Below are 19134 nucleotides of genomic sequence, written 5' to 3' on the forward strand. Positions count from 1 at the left end.
CCTATGAAAAAACTTTTATCTTTATTAATCTTGGGTTCGGTAGTCTGTGTGTCTGCCCAAACCAAGTACGATGAAAAACCGTTCAACAACAGTAAAAAAGAATTTAACGATTGGTCTGTTTCAGTTTTTGCAGGAGCAAATGCTTTACAAAACACTGATTTAGTTTCTTGGATGGGGGGAGGATACTTCACTCCGGGATACGATTTTCAGCTACAAGTAAATAAGCAGATTACTCATGCTTTTGGCTTAAGTTTACAATACCAATTAGGACAAACGAGACAAAAAGGTACCATATATGATAATACTCCATGGGGCAATGCTTTTCAAGGTAAAGCTCATGGTATAACTAAATACAATGGTATATCTGTTTTAGCCGATGTTAATGCTTCTAATTTATTGAGAAGAGTAGATAACAAAACCGAATTTAAATGGGCTATGCATTTGTATGGAGGATTTGGTATTTTAGGATACAAAGCCTATAGACAACATTTCTACGGCTCTGGAAACGGTTACGGTTTAGTTACTGATCAAAAACTCGCAGACAAATCAGTATATTCTCAAGTAGGAGCTGGATTACGATACAAAGTCAATGATAAATTTGATTTAGAATTGCGAGCGATGTACGTAATGTCTGGAGATGAAGAATTTGATGGTTCTGGAAAACCTGAAATTGGTTATTGGACCGCTGCTGATGTAGAAGAAGGGCGTGACGATAATATGATTACTTTTTCTCTAGGATTACATTATAAAATAGGAAAACATAAAGATGCTTTACAATGGGTATCTCCTTTAGGTTATCAAGCTCCGATCGTTCCTACTCCTTTCGAATGTATTGACGAAGACAGAGACGGTGTATGTGACCAATGGGATAAATGCCTTGGAACACCAGAAGGTATTCGCGTAGACGGATCTGGTTGTTCTTTAGACTCTGATGGTGACGGAATTCCGGACAGTGAAGATAAATGCCCTACAATTCCTGGCCCACCAACAAATGGAGGTTGTCCTGAAAAAGTTGTAAGAATATCTGGAGACGAAGTTGCAACTACAATTAATGCTTACTTAGAAGGTATCGAATTTGACTACGATTCTGATCGTATTAGAGAGCAATCGTATGAAAAATTAAATCATGCGGCAGAAGTATTATTAGCAAATCCTGACTTTAAATTTATGGTTGAAGGTCATACAGATGCTGCTGGAGGTGTTGATTATAACCAAAAATTATCTGAAAGACGTGCTGCTTCTGTTGTTCGTTATCTAGCAAATAAAGGGGTAGATACAACAAAATTATCTTCAGTAGGAAGAGGTAAATCTGATTTGAAATGGGCAGAATGTAATCCTGTTACAAATTGTCCGGCATGGAAAAATTTAGAAAACAGACGAGTTGTCTTCAAAGAAATTAAATAAATATTCCATATTAAATAAAAAAAGGTCCGTTTAAAACGGACCTTTTTTTATTTAATTTTTTATAATTCATCTAATACGATAATTTGATTAGGATTAGATGAAACTTTGTAAAGGAAATATTTTAGCATATTTTTTATTTCATCTGTTTCTTGAATCGGAATTAAAATATTATGAATCTTTTCTAATGATTTTATTTGATGATGAAATTCATAATAACCATATCCTTTAAACTCTCCTTTTTCAACTAAATAAAAAGATTTCTCTGTCCCTTTTCTACCTTTATCAAGTATTAAGAAAGTATCGGATGGATATTCAGTTGTTAGAATAAAATCTTCAATTCTTTTATTATAAACATCTCTTGACTCCTCTTTTATACAGGCTCCATTACATTTATTCACTTTGTATTGAAAACAAGAGTCATCAGACTTGACACCTGCATTTACCTGTTTGCATAAATTATAATCATTAACTATTTTTTCTAGAACCTCCTTTGCGCGTTCTTTTGTTTTGAATTTCAAAACAGGTTGCACTTTCCTAACTTTTCCAATTTCTAACCTTGAATAACCTCTTTTAGATGCTAAAAGATATAATCCGAAAGGATAGACTTTATTCTCAACCAATTTTGTATTATACATAGGTTGATTGTTTAAAACTTCACTATTCTCTTTTATCGCTGAAAGAAATCCACTTCCGGTCTCTTCATACTTTATAGAGCGTGTATACCGCTTAAGCTTATTAGCCTTTAATGTTTTAGAAGTGAAAATTTGATTGACAGATCCCGCAATATTATTGCTTCTACTAATATAAATTAATTGCTTTTTGCTATTATATAAATAAAAGACACCTATTGAGTTAGGTAGACCTTCTAAAAGTTTTTGATATTTTGAATGTGCTTTTTTAGGTTGATTTAACCCTGTTTTTTTTATGATAATTTTTTGGGAATCTTTATCTATAAGCATCTTAAATAATGCCACTGTTGCACGAGCATCACCAGAAGCTCTATGACGATCCGTCACAACAATTCCCAAAGATTGACATAGTTTTCCTAAAGAATAAGAAGGCAATCCCGGAATTAGTTTTTCACTATATTCAAAAGTATCTATCCACTCTTTCTGAAAATTATAACCAAGTCGGTTAAACTCTTGTTTCAACATCCGATAATCAAACATGACATTGTGCCCAACCAAAATACAATCATCAGTAATCTCTACTATTCGTTTGGCTACTTCATGAAATTTCGGCGCTGTAAGCACCATTTTATCTGTAATATGAGTCAACCTTTGCACATATTGATCGATCTTTTTTTCCGGATTAACCAATGATATAAATTGATCTATAATCTCTTTCCCATCATACTTATACACAGCAACCTCTATGATTGACTCTTCTCCTACTTTACCGCCAGTCGCTTCAATATCTAAAATCGCGTACACTTGCTTATTTTTTTCCTTTTAAAAAATTAGTTAATATCTTCATTCCCAGATCAATCAATTTCCGTGTAGCAGTACGACTTACATCTCTTACCATCGGATTATCAGTCCAATCTTTTTCTTTCGGAATTCTTTTTGTTGGGGCTGTTTTAGTAGTAGGTTTTTCGTTTTCTTTCTGTTGCTCTAATTTCTGAGACAATATTTCATTTGCAGATTGTCTATTTACTTCTGTCGCATATTTATTGACCAAATCTGAATTTGAAACGATGCTATTAATTTCATCAGATGTCAATACATCCATTCTCGAGTTAGGTGCTCTCATATACGTATAAGCCAAAGGAGTTGGGATACCTTTCTCATCTAAAGCAGTCACAAATGCCTCTCCAATACCTAACTGAGTAATAACCTCATTTGCTTTATAATAAGTTGTTGTCGGATAATTTTCAATCGCTTTTGTAATTTCTTTACGGTCTTTTGCGGTAAAACCTCTTAAAGCATGTTGAACCTTCAACCCTAATTGACTCAAGACAGCATCAGGAACATCACCGGGAACTTGAGTGACAAAATATAAACCTACTCCCTTTGAACGAATTAATTTCACCATTGTCTCGATTTGATTTAATAAAGCTTTGGTTGCTTCTTTAAAAATCAAATGAGCCTCATCAATAAAAATAACTAATTTGGGTCTGTCGGAATCTCCAGATTCCGGAAACTGGGAATAAATTTTATTTAATAAACTCAACATAAAAGTTGAAAACAGGTTCGGCTGATTCTGAATATCAATCAACCGAATGATATTAACAATTCCTTTCCCATCTTTTGTTTTCAACAAATCTTGTACATCAAAACTTGGCTCTCCAAAAAATTTAGCAGCACCTTGTTGTTCCAACGCAACAATTTTACGTAAAATAGCTCCCAATGAAGCCGGAGCAATTGTTCCATAATTGGAATTTAATTCCAACTTTCCTTCATCAGAATCTGTTACATATTGTAAAACACGTCGAATATCTTCTAAATCAATTAATGGCAAATTCCGGTCTTCACAATATTTGAATATAATCGAGATAATACTTTCTTGTGTTTCATTCAGCTCTAAAATTTTACTGAACAAGATTGGACCAAAATCACTTACAGTCGCACGTAATCTTGCTCCGGGCTCGTCAGAAATTGATAATAATTCTACTGGTGAAGCCTGAGGTTCAAATGGCAAATTCAACGAGTCCATTCTCTCCTGTGCATTTTTATCAGCCACATTTGCAGCTGCACCGATTCCAGACAAATCTCCTTTGATATCCATCAACAATGTTGGAACTCCTTTTAAAGAAAGTTGTTCTGCTATAATCTGCAAAGATTTTGTTTTACCCGTTCCTGTTGCTCCGCCTATTAAACCATGACGATTCATTGTTTTAAGAGCTACCGAAATCTCGGTTTCTTCCACAATTTCTCCATCTAACTTCGCTTTTCCTAAAACTATTTTATCATTTTTATAGGAATAACGACTTTGCATTTCTTGAATAAAACTCTCTTTCTGGTTCATTTTGATTGATTATGGAATAAATATAGGAAAAAATTATTCTGAAAATTTATATTTTACAACGACAGGATAATGATCTGAGAATTTTTTTCGAATCACACGGGCCTCTATCGTTTCAAATTCTTTAGAATGAAACAAATAATCAATTCGAATTGGAAACTTAAATCCATGAAAAGTAGTTGCATCTCCTTTTCCTACCTGAATAAATGAATCATGTAAATAACTTTTCAACTTCTCATATTCATACGAAACAGGTGTCGAATTTAGATCAGTACCCAAAATAACAGGATGACGTGAAGATGTAATATACGGAATAATTGCTTCTAACTGCTTTTGGTGTTTTTGCATTCCTTTTACCAATTTCAATTCTACTTTTCTACTGGAAACTTCAGCCTTTTGAGAATTGTCTGATTGTATAATGTCTTTCACCATCTCTTTATCGATATACATCGGTTCCAGGTAAACATTGATAACACGAATGGTATCTGTTCCCAAGTCTATATCTGCATATGCCGCTAATCCATTTAAATCATCATTATTATCCGGTGTTATTTTTTTTGTTTGAATAATTGGGTATTTGCTGTATATTGTCAACAACCCATAAAACTCTGAATAATAATCTTTAAACTCCTTATTCTTTAAACTTTTTTGCTGCCCTTGATATGCTTCCTGAAGCAACATTATATCGGCCTTATTCTTTATCAAAAGTTCTTTTGTTCCTTCTTCTTTAAATCCGTGAGTATTATACGTCAAAACAGATAAATCAGCTTTCTTATCTTTCACCTTATTGAACTGTACAATTGGATAAGAAAGATAAATTGGGTAAAACAAACCAGCCGAAAGTACTAAAACCAGTAAAAAATGTCTCCAGCTAACTACTAACCAATACAACAAAAATAACGCGCCAGATGCAAATAAAATAGGAAAGCCAATTGAAATAAAATTGAAATAAGGGATCTCTGTTGGTGTAAAAACTTTATTTAAATACACACAGTAAGCCACCAACAAAAAAACAATATTAATTGTTAGTACTAAACGATTGAAATAATTTAGTTTGAACTTACTGATTATACTCATTTTTATTATCTACCTTCTCTGAATAGAAAGTCTTTTTCTTCTTTTGACAAACTCTCGTAACCTGAACGAGAAATTTTATCTAAAATTACATCTATTTTTTTCTGCTTTTCAACTTTCTGATGATTAAAATCGTAATCATCTTTCGGAACATTCGTTCGAGATGAAGCTGAAGAAGAATTTTTATGTGTTTTGAAAGTCGTCTTTTCTTTCTTTTTAAACAACTCTTCTATCCGTGTAATAAAGTTACCTAAAAAATCATTGCCTTTTTCAAATTGTTTCATGTAAAGATACCCAAAAATAGCTCCACCCAAATGTGAAATACTTCCTCCGGCATTTTGATTTACAATAATGTTATACACATCAAATGCAATAAATACATACCCTACATAAAGTAAAGGAAATGAAGTTGGAATAAGCAATAAACGAACAGGCATTTTAGGATTGTAAGAAATCATTGCAAAAAAAACAGCATAAATCGCCGCTGAAGCTCCAACCAATAAATGTGAGTAATTAAAGATATTCTGAAAAACTAAAAAGAAAATTCCTCCTGTAATTCCTCCAAAAATATAGAATGTCACTAAATTTCTATTCTGAAACTGTTGTAAAAATAGTTGCCCAACAAAGTACAACAGTACCATATTCATGATTAAATGAAAAAGATTTCCGTGTAACCAAGAATACGTTAGGATTTGCCAAGGTTTTACAATCAAATCATCAAAAGAAGACAATGCAAATAAATCTGTTGTTATGATGATTGAATTTGCTACCGTACGAGAAATAAAATCAATAATCAACAAGGTGAAAAATACAACAACCTGAATATAAATTAACTTTGTAGCACTGTTCCCTGATGAAAATTTTAATTTTAAATCGTCTAAGATATTATTTCCCATTTTCTAATTCCATCTATATAAATTCTTTTTCCACTTTCTTGCCAGCAAGAAACCGATTAATCCTCCTCCTAAATGCGCAAAATGGGCTATATTCCCAATATTTTTGTATCCCATATAAAACTCAATCAACACCATAATTGGTATAAAATATTTCGCTTTAATAGGAACAGGAAAAAAGATTAACATTAATTTTTCGTCCGGATACAAAACCGCAAAAGCCAGTAACAACCCATAAATTGCTCCGGAAGCTCCTACCATCGGAGTAACATAATAATCTAAAATATCGGACGCTGCCTGATTACTTTGTATAACTGAGTTTGTATGATAGCCTCCTTGTAGATTTAATTTAGCTGCTTCATAAATTTGTCCCAATCCTATTCCTTGCGATTGAATGGTTTCTTTAAATTGTTCAATCTGAAAATAGTTTACAGAATTAAATAATGTAAAGCCTCCCAATCCTGCTAATAAATATAAAATTAGAAATTTCTTTGGTCCAAAAGTTTGTTCAACTACAGAACCAAACATCCACAACGCAAACATATTAAACAAAATATGTGTAAAATCGGCATGCATAAACATATGCGTCAAAATTTGCCAAAATTTAAAATTTGGAGATTCCGGGTAAAAAGCACCTAAAATAACTCTCAAATCGATTCCTTTTGTACTAAAAACAAAAGTTGCTAAAAAGAATAAACCATTGATAATAAGTAAATTCTTTGTAATCGGTGGTATAGATTGTCTCATCGGTTTACTGTAATGTTTTTTTAATATCAGCTGTATTCATTTGCACAAAAATTGGTCGTCCGTAAGGTGTATAATTCGGATTTGGTAATTTTAGCAATTCTTCTACCAACGTCTGCATTTGTTCAGGTTTTAATGAAATCCCCTTTTTAACAGCCGCATTCTTAGCCAAAATTTTCGCAAAAGTATTTTCTAATTCGATTGATTCCTGGTACTCTAATTCTTCAATAAAATCCATAATAACCGACACAACATCCTCTTGTTGTACATCCACAGGAATGGCATTGATTTGAATGGTTTCTTCATCCAATGAAATGTCAAATCCAAAACTTAATAATTGATGTTCAACATTGATTAATTTCTGACGATCATTTGATGAGAGTTCCAATTCTATCGGAAAAAGCATCTGCTGCACCAAAGCATTTCCATTGTTAGAATGAATAAATTTTTCGAATAATATTTTTTGATGTGCTCTGTGCTGATCGATAATTAATAATTCGCCTCGGTATTCTACAATTAAATATTGATTCATCCATTGAATCACGTCAAAACTATCTTGAAAATCTTCAGATTCAAATAATTGATGTGCATGATTATTTTCAATTTCTAATTCGACTGCATCTTTATAAAAATCCATATTCGCCCGAATATCAGATGGCTTTGGTGTTCTTATTTGTTGATGTTCAAAAGGATTAAAACTAGAATCCACCGTAATTTCAGGTACCTTAATCTCTGTATCTTCAGTAGCTGAGGGAATAAATGCCCAGTTTGGATCTTGTTCAAAATCTAAAGAAGGAATGACATTAAATTGTCCCAAAGCATGCTTTACTGCAGCTCTAAGAATGGTAAAAATCAAAGCTTCATCTTCAAACTTAATTTCAGTTTTGGTAGGATGAATATTAATATCAATTTTTGAAGGATCTATTTCCAGGTACAGAAAATAAGAAGGACTGTAACCTGCAGGCAGTAAACTTTCAAAAGCATCTACAATCGCATTGTGTAAATATCCGCTTCGAATGAAGCGATGATTAACAAAGAAAAATTGTTCTCCACGCGATTTTTTTGCTGCATCAGGTTTCCCTACAAACCCTTTCACTTTTACAATTTCTGTATCCTCCTCAACCGAAATAATTTGTGAGTTTAATTTTTTTCCAAAAATCTGTGCAATTCGTTGCTTCAGATTCCCTGCTTTTAAATGATAAACTTCGGCATCATTGTGATGTAAAAAGAAGCTAATATTCTCATGTGCCATCGAAACCCGCTGAAATTCATCCTGAATATGACGAAACTCAACTTGATTTGATTTCAAGAAATTACGACGGGCCGGAACATTGTAAAAAAGATTTTTGACTGAAATGGATGTTCCAACAGGGCAAACTACCGGATCTTGATTGCGAACTTCTCCGCCTTCGATGATCAGTTGTGATCCTACCTCGTCCTCTTCTCTACGTGTTTTAGTTTCAACCTGAGCTACTGCAGCAATTGATGCTAAAGCCTCTCCACGAAAACCTTTTGTATGAATAGCGTAAATATCTTCAGTTGTTCTGATTTTGGAAGTCGCATGTCGTTCGAAAGCCATTCGAACATCAGTAACACTCATTCCCGAACCATTATCAATCACTTGAACCAGACTTCTCCCTGCATCTTTTACAATTATTTGAACAGAAGTTGCTCCAGAATCTACTGCGTTTTCAATCAATTCTTTTATCACCGACGCTGGTCGCTGTACAACTTCCCCCGCGGCAATTTGATTCGCTACATGATCTGGCAGTAATTGAATAATATCGTTCATTTTTTCGTTTAAATTGATTTAATTTTTGATTATTTTTTTAATCAAACTTTACAAATATACAAACAAATCTCCCTTTTTTACTCATTCTAAGAAAGTGAAACTTATCAACAATTCGAGATTATTATGATTTATGTTTTCATCATAATACTCTCAAAAATGATACTGAAAACAATCAGTCACTCACCTTTCAAATCATGAGATCACTTAAAGTTATACTCTTTTTTCAGAATTAATTTTTCTTCAGAATTTCTTTCATTTCGTCAAACTCTTTGTCAATTTCTTGATTCGGTTTTTGTGTCATTAAAGAAACCACATAAATAACAAGCACAGAAGATATAAACCCGGGAATTATTTCATACCAATCTTTATAGTTATGATTTGTATAAACCCAAGCTAATACAACAATTCCTCCTGTCAACATTCCTGCCAAAGCTCCTTGCCAAGACGTTTTTTTCCAAAAAAGAGAAAAAACAATCACCGGTCCAAAAGCTGATCCAAAACCTGCCCAAGCATTTCCTACTAAATTTAAAATAGAATCTTTAGGTGTTAATGACAACAATACCGCAATAATCGCAACAATTAACACTGACAACCGGCTTGCTGTTAACAATTGCTTTGGTGTTGCATTCTTTTTGATAAATGCCTTGTAAATATCTTCTGTTAACGAACTTGATGTGACCAATAATTGAGAAGAAATCGTGCTCATTACCGCTGCTAAAATAGCAGACAATAAAAACCCTCCAATCAATGGATGAAATAACACACGTGAAAAATATATAAAAATAGTCTCTGCTTCTGTCTTAGAATGGTCAAAAGAAAACATAGTCGTCTGATCATATTTCATTAAATAAGCTATTCCAACTAAACCTACTAACAGAGCTCCTCCAACGGTAAAAATCATCCAAGTAATTCCAATATTTCGAGCTTTTGCTAAATCCGATGGCTTATCAATTGCCATAAAACGAACCAAAATATGCGGCTGACCGCAATATCCTAATCCCCAAGCCATCAAAGACAGTATGCTTATCGTTGTCGTTCCTTTAAAAAGATCCAGGTATTTATCCCCTTTATCATTGATAATAGAGAATGTTTCACCGACTCCTCCTATTTCAGAAATGGCTACAATAGGTACAATTACCAACGCCAAAACCATAATCGTTCCCTGTACAAAATCTGTTAAACTAACAGCCAAAAAACCACCTAAAAATGTATACAACACCACAACTAAACTAGTCATCCAAAGTCCTGTCATATAATCCATTCCAAAAGCTGACTCAAACAACTTGCCTCCGGAAACCATTCCGGCAGAAGTATACAATGTAAAGAATACTAAAATTAAAATTGAAGAAACAATTCGTAATAAACGAGATTTATCTTTGAAACGGTTCTCAAAAAAAACAGGTAAAGTAATCGCATTTTGGGCTACTTCTGTATAAATACGTAAACGAGGTGCAACAAAAATATAATTTAACAAACACCCTGTCGTTAATCCTATCGCAATCCATGCGCTGGACAATCCAGTAAAATACATTGCGCCCGGAACCCCCATCAACAACCAACCGCTCATGTCTGCTGCTCCTGCTGAAAGGGCTGTAACAGCTGCTCCCATTTTACGACCTCCAATCAAAAAATCTTCTGAATTGTTTGACGATTTTCGATAAGAATAAATTCCAATTCCAATCATCAATGCCATATATGCACCAATAGAAATATATTCGTAAATGTTCATGTTTATTTAATTTTTGTCGAAAATATAATTTTTCATCCATAAAAATTGTACGAACTTTAAATTATTAAAGAATCAGTATGAATTTTCAACAAAATAACCTCAAATCAGCGACAAGCCCATACCTCAAACAACACGAAAATAATCCTGTTTGGTGGCAGAGCTGGAGTGATGAAGTGCTTCTTTATGCAAAAGAAGTCAATAAACCGCTGCTTATTTCGATTGGTTATTCAGCCTGCCATTGGTGTCATGTAATGGAACATCAGTCTTTTGAAGACGAAGAAGTCGCAAAAGTAATGAATGAAAACTTTATTTGCATTAAAATTGATCGGGAAGAACGACCAGATTTGGACGCCTTATACATGAATGTTTCACAATTAATTCATCAATCAGGAGGATGGCCGTTGAATGTTTTCGCTTTACCGGATGGTCGTCCTTTTTATGGTGGAACTTATTTTCCAAAGGTACAATGGATTGAATTGTTAGAGAACATCCATCAACTCTATCATCAGAATCATTCAAAGATGATGGAATACGTCAATTCTATTGCGGATGGTTTAAATAAAATGGAAACCATAGAATTAAAATCTTCCGCTGTTTTTTCTACTTCCAAGATAGATGAGACCTTTGAATTTTGGCAACAACAATTTGATGATGAATGGGGAGGTTTCAACCGTGCTCCTAAATTTATGCTACCCAATGCATGGCAAACTATTTTACGTTACGGAGTCCAAACCCAAAATGAAAATTGTTTGATTCAAACCAAAATTACGTTAGACCGAATGGCTTTCGGAGGAATCTACGACCAATTAAAAGGAGGATTTGCACGATATTCTGTGGACCCGTATTGGAAAGTTCCTCATTTTGAAAAAATGCTTTATGACAACGGACAATTGCTTTCATTGTATTCGAATGCCTACAAAATTTTCGGAGAAAAGAAATATCAAACTGTGGTTGAAGAAACTGTGAATTGGTTGAAAGATGAAATGCTTTCTCCGGATAATGCTTTTTATTCAGCTATTGATGCAGATTCAGAAGCTGAAGAGGGAAAATATTATGTTTGGAAAACAAAAGAATTGAAATCAATTTTAAATGATGATTTCGATCTTTTTAAAAAATATTACAACGTTGACGAATTTGGTGAATGGGAGCATGGAAATAATATTTTGATGCGTTTAACGGATGATGAAGATTTTACAGTACAACAAAACATTTCGCTAGAAGAGCTTCATATGAAAGTTGCTGAATGGAAAAAAATACTCAACCCCATTCGCGAACAGCGTACAAAACCTCACCGCGATGAAAAAGTTTTAACTTCTTGGAATGCCTTAACGATTATTGGCTTATGTGATGCTTTTCAAGCTTTTGAATATTCTGAGTATTTAGATTTAGCAAAAAAAGTGGTCAGTTTTATTTTAGAACATCAATGGAATGGCGAAACTTTATTTCGAAATTATAAAGATGAACAAACCACAATTTCAGGTTTTTTGGATGATTATGCCTTGATGATTGAAGCATTGATTAAACTTTACGAAACAACTGCTGAAATGCATTATTTAGAAGCTGCTCAGACTTTAACCGAAGAAGTTTTCAATCAATTTTACAACCATAAAAACAACATGTTTGCTTACAAATCGCATTACGATACACCCTTGGTAAACGAAACCTTTGAGATTTATGACAATGTCATTTCTTCTTCTAATTCGATAATGGCAAATAATTTATTTAAACTTGGTAAGATTTTAAATCAAGAAAATTACATTCAACAAGCGAGACAAATGCTATCTAATATTGAAGAAAAAATTGTTGATTATCCAACTGGGTTTGCAAATTGGATTCAATTGTATTTAAATTTCAGTTATTCCTTCAAAGAAATTGTAATGGTAGGAAATGATTCAACGAAATACCTCAATGAACTGCAAAAACAGTATATTCCAAATGCAATTTTTGTTGCTTCAAAAACTGAAAAGTTAGAAATCACCAAAAATCGTTTGGAAGAAGGAAAAACTTCCATCCATATTTGCGAAAATTACACCTGTCAATTACCAACATATTCGGTTGAAGACGCATTAAAAAACTTATAGTTATGAGTAAAATGAGTTGGAGCGATGAAAAACTGATATTTCGTCTTTTAAACAACAAAACAAACAAGTCTCGTTGGGAAAATATTCGAATATTAAGAAGTCGTCCCAGTAAAGAATTATTTGCCAAATGTGTTGAATTTATCCAATCAAATGAACAAAAAAAGAAAATGATTGGTATCGATATTTTAGCTCAACTCGGAAAAGACAAAAGACCTTTCAGAAAAGAAACCTTGAAAATTTATTTTGGCTTATTAAATACAGAAACAGATATAGATACATTATTTTCAATATTTTTTGGAATTAGTTTCAACAACGATAGTTTAAATAAAAAACAAATTAATAAAATCTGCTCCTTTCAAAATACAGATAATATTTTGATTAAACAGGCACTTGTTGCTGCGCTTGGATTTGTAGAAGATGAAAATGCTATTCATGTTTTAATTAAATTTTCAGAGGATAAAGCAAACCGCATAAGAGATTGGGCCACTTTCTATCTTGGTCAAATTGATTTTGATAATGAAAAGATTCGAAAAGCATTATGGAATCGTGTACATGATAAACACAGAGATACAAAAATGGAAGCTATAGCAGGGTTAGCAAGAAGAAATGACGATAGAGTTATTGATATCATTAAACAAGAATTAGTAAAAGATGATTACACGACTGTATTATTTGAAGCAATCTTAGAAACTCAAAACAAAGACTTCTTACCTTTATTACGTCAAGCCATGAATAAAACAAAAAATGACTCTACTATAAATTCTAAATGGTTGGAAGATTTGAAAAATTGTTATGATGATTTATCAAAGAAATAAAATATAAAAACTTATAAACTATGGAAAAAACACGTTGCGCTTGGGTAAATAATGATCAATTGTACATCGATTACCACGATAACGAATGGGGAAAACCTGTGAAAGATGACAAAACCCTATTCGAGTTTTTAATTTTAGAATCCTTCCAAGCCGGACTAAGCTGGTACACGATTCTAAAAAAGCGGGAAAACTTCAGAGAAGCTTTTGCTGATTTTGATGTCAAAAAAGTCGCAGATTTTGACGAAACTAAAATTGAGGAATTGGTAAAAAATGAAGGAATTATTCGTCATCGTGGAAAGATTATTGCAGCAATAAATAATGCAAAACTATTTATCAAAATTCAGAAAGAATTTGGTTCTTTTTCAGATTTCTTTTGGAGCTATGTTGATCACAAGCCTATTGTTAACAATTGGAATTCAATAAAAGAAGTTCCTGCCACGACCGAAATTTCAGACCAATTGGCAAAAGATTTAAAAAAACGTGGTTTCAAATTTTTTGGTTCTACAATTATTTACGCGCACATGCAAGCCACAGGAATGGTAAACGATCATACAAAAGATTGCTTTTGCAGGTAAATTTATGTTTGAAAAACGCTTCAACTTTTGCATCTTTGCGCAAACTTAGAAAATGAAAATCGAATTCAAATACTGGATGATCCTTGGCGTTTTAGCGCTTACATGGGGAAGCTCGTTTATTCTCATCAAACAAGGATTAGTCGCTTATACTCCATATCAAGTTGGGGCTTTGCGTCTGTCCATTGCCGGTGGGATTTTAGCCATTTGGGGAATTCCCAGCCTATTCAAAATTCCAAAAAATAAACTGAGATATGTGGCGTTGGCCGGATTCTGCGGAAACTTTATCCCCATGTTTTTATTTCCTATGGCTCAAACACATGTATCAAGTTCAATGGCTGGGATTTTAGATTCTCTTGTTCCTTTATTTATCTTATTATTTGGCGCATTGTTGTTTAACATCAAAGGAACAAAAAATCAAGTTTCCGGAGCAGTCATAGGTTTTTTGGGCGCTGTTTTATTAATTGGCGGCGATGGATTTTCAGGCGAAAACAGTTTAGTTCATTGTTTGCTTATAGTGCTGGCTACCGCCTTATATGGATTAAATAGTTTGATTTTAACCCGTTATTTAAATGACGTTCCTTCGTTCCAATTATCTTCGGCTTTATTTACAATTTGGTTATTGCCTTCTATTGTTATTTTATTCTTTTCAGGATTCTTTGATACTTTTGAAGGAACAGAGCAGCAATTGAAAAGTTTGGGATTTGTAACAATCCTAGGATTAATGGGAACAGCACTAGCTATGATATTATTCTACCGCTTAATTCAAGCAACAGGTTCTTTGTTCGCTTCTATGGTTACTTATCTAATGCCTATTATCTCTGTCTTTTGGGGATTTTTGGTTGGAGAAAAAATTACATGGTTCCATTTAGTTGGATTCGCAATGATTTTGTCTGGTGTTTATTTAACACAGAAAAAAGAGAAGAAAGTAGAAATAGTTTAGATTATATATTCCTTAATAAAAATGCCTTATAAAGCTAGCTTTATAAGGCATTTTTATTAATTTAAGAATTCTTTTGGAATTATTTTTTCTAAAACAGGTTTCAAATTAGGTTGAATTACAAGAAATTTCCATGTCATTTTATTATCTAAAGAACTTGCTACAACTTCTGAATTATCTGTTATTTTAAAGTATTGAGTTTTTTTATCAAAAACTACATTTCCCTCACCATATTCTTCTTCTAACGCACTAACAACATATTCAATGGTTTCTTCCTCTTCATTATAAAAATCCATTTCAGTTATCTTCATTTCAAATAAAGAAACTACATTCATTTTTACATAATCAATCTTATCTATATGTTTAGCCTCACCAATTTCAAACGTATTTGGTAAAGACAGTTTCAACTCTAGACCAGGCGTTGTAAAAATAGATTCTATAGCAGTTTTAAACTGTTCTCTTGTATAAAATTCAAAAACTTTTGGATTTGTATATTCCAGGGCTTGATCAAACTTTTTTTCTAAAACAAATTGAGTATAAGCTATATAATCACGTTTTATATTTTGTTGAATAGATTGTGCATTCATCGATACGAATGTCAATAAAATAAAACAAAATGATAGTATTTTTTTCATTATTAAGCTAGTTAAGTTTCTTGAATTTAATTGTTTAAAAAAAATTTTAAACCCTTTTATGATTTTGATTTAATGTAAGCTTTCAAATCTTTTGCTAATTTTTTTGTAAAAGTATCCGCCCCTTTATCATTCATGTGCGTTGTATTGTAAAAATACTTTTGATTGTAACTAATCGAATCATCCGAATAATCTAACAAAGGAAGGTTGTATTTTTCTAGTGTTGTTTTATATCTATTAATCACTTCTTCACGATTTAACATATAATCCTGCCCTTTGTAAAATTCTGGTGCAATTGTAAATATCAGTTGAATTCCCTCTTTTTGACATTTATTGATTAACTGCTCTAATAAAGCATACTCTTTGGCATCAAAATCAGAGTTCTTTTTCTTCATCTTTTCCCAATCCACATTCCATTCTCGGTTATATGATTTAAAACCATCATCACGAAAAAGTCCATCCTCATGCACGTGTTCTTTTTTCGATTTTGAGATTTGATCTTTCCAATATGTCTGGTCTCGGTAACGATAAAGAGGAATTATAAAATCTGCACGTTTCGTGTCTTTGTATTCTTTTAACGCTTCATACAATTTAAAATTCCATAACATAAACGGCGTATATTGATTGGGTTGAAAAACCTCGTCAATATGTGAAAACGAAAACGTGTCTAAATTCCAAACAACAATTTTTGGGATTGGATTATAAGTTAAATACAAATTGAAACGATACCACTGCATTTTAAATTTGCTTCCATTCAGTCCAAAATTATGCGTTGTCAATTCTAAATCTTGTTCTAAAATCAAAGGATTAATTTGAATAAAAGCACGTGAAGAACCAAAAATTGCTAACTCTACATTTGTTTTTCCTTCTCGTATTTGATTCCATTCCTGTACCTCTCCACTAAACAGAGCCATTTTTTTGAGTTGGTTCGAGTAGTAAACATCCACCAAAAACAATATCATGAAAATAGAAAATATCGAAATGAAAGCGTATTTTAAAAATTTCATTTTCTCAACATCTCAATATGCGGAATATTATCTTCTAAGTATTCATCAGAAACTTGCTCAAATCCAAAAGAAGAATAAAAATCTTTCAAATACGATTGAGCTGAAATTCGAATAGAAGAAGTTTTGAATTGATTTTCGATAACTTGAATCGAATTTGTCATCAATTGTTTTCCCAATCCAAAGCCTCGAAATTTTTGATTCGAAATTACACGGCCAATCGAAGGTTCATGTTCATATGAAATTCCTTTAGGGACAATTCTGGCATAAGCTGCAATTTCTTCATCTATCGTCGCCCAAATATGACCACAAATCAAATCTTTACCATCGCAATCTTGGTAGAGGCACTCTTGTTCTATAACAAAAACTTCAGCCCTTAATTGAATTATTTTATATAGCTCTTTTGATGTTAATAAATCAAAAGCTTTGTAATGCCAAATCACTTCTTCCATTGATTAATCTAATTTTGAGTATTTTGCAATAATATTTTCGAACATTTTTTGCGGTAAAATATTCTTTAGTGTCACTGAAAATTTCTGCATCGATTTTCCAATATAATAATGTGGCTTCAAATTCTTTTGATTCAAAATATTTTCTATAATAGGAATCAAATCTTCCGGAGGTGTTCCGTCCTGAACTTCATGATCAATATCTGCCACCATTGCTTCGTATCTTTTTTGATAAAATTGAGAAACGAAACTTTTTACACGCCCTTCAGCGATATTGGTTTTAATGTCTCCAAAATTCAATGTTGCTATTTCTATTCCTGTATGGCGATTTTCTAAACGAGCTGACTCAATCAATCGATCAATCATTGCTTTCGAAGCAGAATAATAACCTCTAAATGGTAAACCGTTATTACTTGCAATAGAAGAGACATTTAGAATATGACCATTCTTTTGCATACGCATTGCTGGTAATACCTCTTGCATCGTATAAATTGAACCATACACATTCACATCCAACAGCTTCTCAATATCCGCTTTCGTCGCATCTTCCACAGCTCCTAACATTCCTATCCCTGCATTGTTAATCAATACATCAATTTTATTATTTGTCTGTTCAAAAATTTCTTGAAAACTACGTCCCACATTTTCTTTATCTGAAATATCCGTTGCTATATGTTTAAATTTTTCCTGACCTTTTGCTGTCCTTGATAAACCATAAACTTGATGTCCTTTCTCATGAAAGTAGTTTGCCAATGTCAATCCCACTCCCGAAGAAGAGCCTGTAATTACAATAACTTTTGATTGCATGATTCAATTGATTTAATCGCAAAACTACATAATATCAAACAAATATTAGTCGATAAATATTTTTTTGAATCATTACTAGAAGATTCTCTAAATTTGTCTGTTAATTATCAAAAGATTTCGATTGAATCCAAAAACTAAAAAATACATTGTAACAGGAATAAAACTGGCTATTAGTTTCATCCTAATTTATTACATCTTTTTTGTGAAGTTGCACATTTTCGATATTTTCAGTCATTACAAAAATGCAAATTGGATTTATATTTTTATTGCTGTTGTCTTATATGTCGTCTCTCAGGCACTTTCTGTTTTTAGATTAGATTATTATTTCAGGGATATCAACCTCGATTTATCCTATAAATCCAATGCGCGTTTATATTTCTTAGGTATGTTTTACAATACTTTTGTTCCCGGGGGAATTGGTGGTGATGCGTACAAAGTTTATGTCCTGAATAAGAATTATAAAATCAGTTTAAAAGAAATTTCTCAAGCAGTTTTCTTAGATAAAATTATTGGTTTATGTGCTATGCTATTAATCATCATTTTTTTAGTATTCTTATCAAATCTTACCGACTATCCTCTGATTCAGTACGGTTCTTTGATGGTCTCTTTAATTGGATTTATAGCAGTTCCATTCATCCTTGGTATTTTGTTTCCTATTCATAAACGAACATTTTACAACTCAATGATTTATTCAATCGTTTTACAATTGATTCAAGTCGGAATGTTATATTTTGTTTTGGAAGGGTTAAACATTCATCCTGAAAATTTCAGTATTTATTTATTGATATTTCTAGTTTCAGGTATTTTATCGATTATTTCATTTAGTGGTTTCGGAATCAGAGAAGCGGTATTTATGTATGCTGCTCATCGTTTCAACTTTGATGAAACTTTAGCTACAAGTGCTGCTTTTATCTTTTCAATTATTACAATTTCGATATCATTTGTAGGGATTATTTACCTGTTTAAAGGAGTCAAAATTGAAGAAAAAAAGAAAAAGACAAAAATTTCTTTTTAAAAACTAAAAAATTATTTATTTGAAATGAAAAGAGTTAAGCCTTTACATTAAATTTAATTTAATTTTTTTCATTTTAACTATTTGGATTATTCAAAAACAGCCCTATATTTGCAATCCAATTACGAAGGTCTCTTAGCTCAGCTGGTTCAGAGCACCTGCCTTACAAGCAGGGGGTCACTGGTTCGAATCCAGTAGGGACCACTTTTCAGACAATAAGAA

Annotated in this window: 17 protein-coding genes and 1 tRNA gene; 7 read left to right on the forward strand and 11 right to left on the reverse strand. The window is 32.5% G+C overall.

The genetic code is table 11. The annotated features are described in order from the left end of the window. The first annotated feature begins 3 nt into the window (after positions 1 to 3). On the forward strand, positions 4 to 1404 hold the full coding sequence (locus tag H277_RS0111990) for an OmpA family protein (protein WP_019975840.1): 1401 nt from the start codon (positions 4 to 6) through the stop codon (positions 1402 to 1404). Between the two features lie 59 nt (positions 1405 to 1463). Here the strand turns inward: H277_RS0111990 and H277_RS0111995 are convergent, their stop codons facing one another. The 7 genes from H277_RS0111995 to putP form a co-directional block, all read right to left on the reverse strand. Further along, the gene (locus H277_RS0111995) at positions 1464 to 2837 is read right to left on the reverse strand and encodes an exonuclease domain-containing protein (protein WP_019975841.1); all 1374 of its coding nucleotides are present in this window, start codon (positions 2835 to 2837) and stop codon (positions 1464 to 1466) included. A gap of 4 nt (positions 2838 to 2841) precedes the next feature. Further along, the gene (locus H277_RS0112000; RefSeq protein WP_019975842.1) at positions 2842 to 4371 is read right to left on the reverse strand and encodes a helicase HerA-like domain-containing protein; all 1530 of its coding nucleotides are present in this window, start codon (positions 4369 to 4371) and stop codon (positions 2842 to 2844) included. A 33-nt stretch (positions 4372 to 4404) separates the two neighbouring features. Continuing rightward, entirely contained in the window at positions 4405 to 5445 is a 1041-nt protein-coding gene (locus H277_RS0112005) for an endonuclease/exonuclease/phosphatase family protein (RefSeq protein ID WP_081623219.1), read from the reverse strand. 5 nt (positions 5446 to 5450) lie between these two features. Continuing rightward, positions 5451 to 6338: a rhomboid family protein gene (locus tag H277_RS0112010; RefSeq protein ID WP_019975844.1), complete on the reverse strand. Its 888-nt coding sequence runs from the start codon at positions 6336 to 6338 to the stop codon at positions 5451 to 5453. Between the two features lie 3 nt (positions 6339 to 6341). Continuing rightward, positions 6342 to 7082 carry a rhomboid family intramembrane serine protease gene (locus tag H277_RS0112015; protein WP_019975845.1) on the reverse strand — a complete coding sequence of 247 codons (741 nt, stop codon included), beginning with the start codon at positions 7080 to 7082 and terminating at the stop codon, positions 6342 to 6344. 4 nt (positions 7083 to 7086) lie between these two features. Further along, the gene (gene mutL, locus H277_RS0112020) at positions 7087 to 8871 is read right to left on the reverse strand and encodes a DNA mismatch repair endonuclease MutL (protein ID WP_019975846.1); all 1785 of its coding nucleotides are present in this window, start codon (positions 8869 to 8871) and stop codon (positions 7087 to 7089) included. Between the two features lie 229 nt (positions 8872 to 9100). Then, positions 9101 to 10600, reverse strand: coding sequence for a sodium/proline symporter PutP (gene putP / locus H277_RS0112025; RefSeq protein ID WP_019975847.1), 1500 nt, complete (start codon positions 10598 to 10600; stop codon positions 9101 to 9103). Between the two features lie 77 nt (positions 10601 to 10677). Here putP and H277_RS0112030 point away from each other — a divergent pair, with 77 nt between their 5' ends. The 4 genes from H277_RS0112030 to H277_RS0112045 are packed head-to-tail and all read left to right on the forward strand — an operon-like array spanning position 10678 to position 15011. Then, positions 10678 to 12681: a thioredoxin domain-containing protein gene (locus H277_RS0112030; protein WP_019975848.1), complete on the forward strand. Its 2004-nt coding sequence runs from the start codon at positions 10678 to 10680 to the stop codon at positions 12679 to 12681. Positions 12682 to 12683: 2 nt separating this feature from the next. Further along, positions 12684 to 13496, forward strand: a complete 813-nt coding sequence (locus tag H277_RS0112035) for a hypothetical protein (protein WP_019975849.1) — start codon at positions 12684 to 12686, stop codon at positions 13494 to 13496. A gap of 20 nt (positions 13497 to 13516) precedes the next feature. Next, positions 13517 to 14071 (forward strand): DNA-3-methyladenine glycosylase I, encoded by a 555-nt coding sequence (locus H277_RS0112040; RefSeq protein ID WP_019975850.1) that lies wholly within the window; start codon positions 13517 to 13519, stop codon positions 14069 to 14071. Between the two features lie 52 nt (positions 14072 to 14123). After that, positions 14124 to 15011 carry a DMT family transporter gene (locus tag H277_RS0112045; protein WP_019975851.1) on the forward strand — a complete coding sequence of 296 codons (888 nt, stop codon included), beginning with the start codon at positions 14124 to 14126 and terminating at the stop codon, positions 15009 to 15011. 56 nt (positions 15012 to 15067) lie between these two features. Here H277_RS0112045 and H277_RS0112050 read toward each other — a convergent pair whose 3' ends face one another. From H277_RS0112050 to H277_RS0112065, 4 genes are all read right to left on the reverse strand, one after another. Beyond that, the gene (locus H277_RS0112050) at positions 15068 to 15643 is read right to left on the reverse strand and encodes a hypothetical protein (protein ID WP_146810440.1); all 576 of its coding nucleotides are present in this window, start codon (positions 15641 to 15643) and stop codon (positions 15068 to 15070) included. A gap of 56 nt (positions 15644 to 15699) precedes the next feature. Beyond that, positions 15700 to 16554 carry a hypothetical protein gene (locus tag H277_RS0112055; RefSeq protein ID WP_146810442.1) on the reverse strand — a complete coding sequence of 285 codons (855 nt, stop codon included), beginning with the start codon at positions 16552 to 16554 and terminating at the stop codon, positions 15700 to 15702. Positions 16555 to 16643: 89 nt separating this feature from the next. Beyond that, positions 16644 to 17096 (reverse strand): GNAT family N-acetyltransferase, encoded by a 453-nt coding sequence (locus H277_RS0112060; protein WP_019975854.1) that lies wholly within the window; start codon positions 17094 to 17096, stop codon positions 16644 to 16646. A 3-nt stretch (positions 17097 to 17099) separates the two neighbouring features. Next, positions 17100 to 17900 (reverse strand): SDR family NAD(P)-dependent oxidoreductase, encoded by an 801-nt coding sequence (locus H277_RS0112065; protein ID WP_019975855.1) that lies wholly within the window; start codon positions 17898 to 17900, stop codon positions 17100 to 17102. A gap of 121 nt (positions 17901 to 18021) precedes the next feature. Between H277_RS0112065 and H277_RS0112075 the strand changes: the two genes are divergently transcribed. Both H277_RS0112075 and H277_RS0112080 read left to right on the forward strand, forming a co-directional pair. After that, positions 18022 to 18915: a lysylphosphatidylglycerol synthase transmembrane domain-containing protein gene (locus H277_RS0112075; protein ID WP_019975857.1), complete on the forward strand. Its 894-nt coding sequence runs from the start codon at positions 18022 to 18024 to the stop codon at positions 18913 to 18915. 126 nt (positions 18916 to 19041) lie between these two features. Continuing rightward, positions 19042 to 19116, forward strand: a tRNA-Val gene (locus tag H277_RS0112080). The last annotated feature ends 18 nt before the right edge of the window (positions 19117 to 19134 follow it).

Origin of the sequence: Empedobacter brevis NBRC 14943 = ATCC 43319, assembly GCF_000382425.1 — a bacterium.
Lineage (GTDB): Bacteria > Bacteroidota > Bacteroidia > Flavobacteriales > Weeksellaceae > Empedobacter > Empedobacter brevis.

Coding starts and splice junctions, on each gene's coding strand:
- H277_RS0112055 (WP_146810442.1), bottom strand. CDS start 16,554: ATGGCTCTGTTTAGTGGAGAGGTACAGGAATGGAATCAAATACGAGAA.
- H277_RS0112065 (WP_019975855.1), bottom strand. CDS start 17,900: ATGCAATCAAAAGTTATTGTAATTACAGGCTCTTCTTCGGGAGTGGGA.
- H277_RS0112045 (WP_019975851.1), top strand. CDS start 14,124: ATGAAAATCGAATTCAAATACTGGATGATCCTTGGCGTTTTAGCGCTT.
- putP (WP_019975847.1), bottom strand. CDS start 10,600: ATGAACATTTACGAATATATTTCTATTGGTGCATATATGGCATTGATG.
- H277_RS0112035 (WP_019975849.1), top strand. CDS start 12,684: ATGAGTAAAATGAGTTGGAGCGATGAAAAACTGATATTTCGTCTTTTA.
- H277_RS0112060 (WP_019975854.1), bottom strand. CDS start 17,096: ATGGAAGAAGTGATTTGGCATTACAAAGCTTTTGATTTATTAACATCA.
- H277_RS0112050 (WP_146810440.1), bottom strand. CDS start 15,643: ATGAAAAAAATACTATCATTTTGTTTTATTTTATTGACATTCGTATCG.
- H277_RS0112015 (WP_019975845.1), bottom strand. CDS start 7,082: ATGAGACAATCTATACCACCGATTACAAAGAATTTACTTATTATCAAT.
- H277_RS0112030 (WP_019975848.1), top strand. CDS start 10,678: ATGAATTTTCAACAAAATAACCTCAAATCAGCGACAAGCCCATACCTC.
- mutL (WP_019975846.1), bottom strand. CDS start 8,871: ATGAACGATATTATTCAATTACTGCCAGATCATGTAGCGAATCAAATT.
- H277_RS0112040 (WP_019975850.1), top strand. CDS start 13,517: ATGGAAAAAACACGTTGCGCTTGGGTAAATAATGATCAATTGTACATC.
- H277_RS0112000 (WP_019975842.1), bottom strand. CDS start 4,371: ATGAACCAGAAAGAGAGTTTTATTCAAGAAATGCAAAGTCGTTATTCC.
- H277_RS0111990 (WP_019975840.1), top strand. CDS start 4: ATGAAAAAACTTTTATCTTTATTAATCTTGGGTTCGGTAGTCTGTGTG.
- H277_RS0112010 (WP_019975844.1), bottom strand. CDS start 6,338: ATGGGAAATAATATCTTAGACGATTTAAAATTAAAATTTTCATCAGGG.
- H277_RS0112005 (WP_081623219.1), bottom strand. CDS start 5,445: ATGAGTATAATCAGTAAGTTCAAACTAAATTATTTCAATCGTTTAGTA.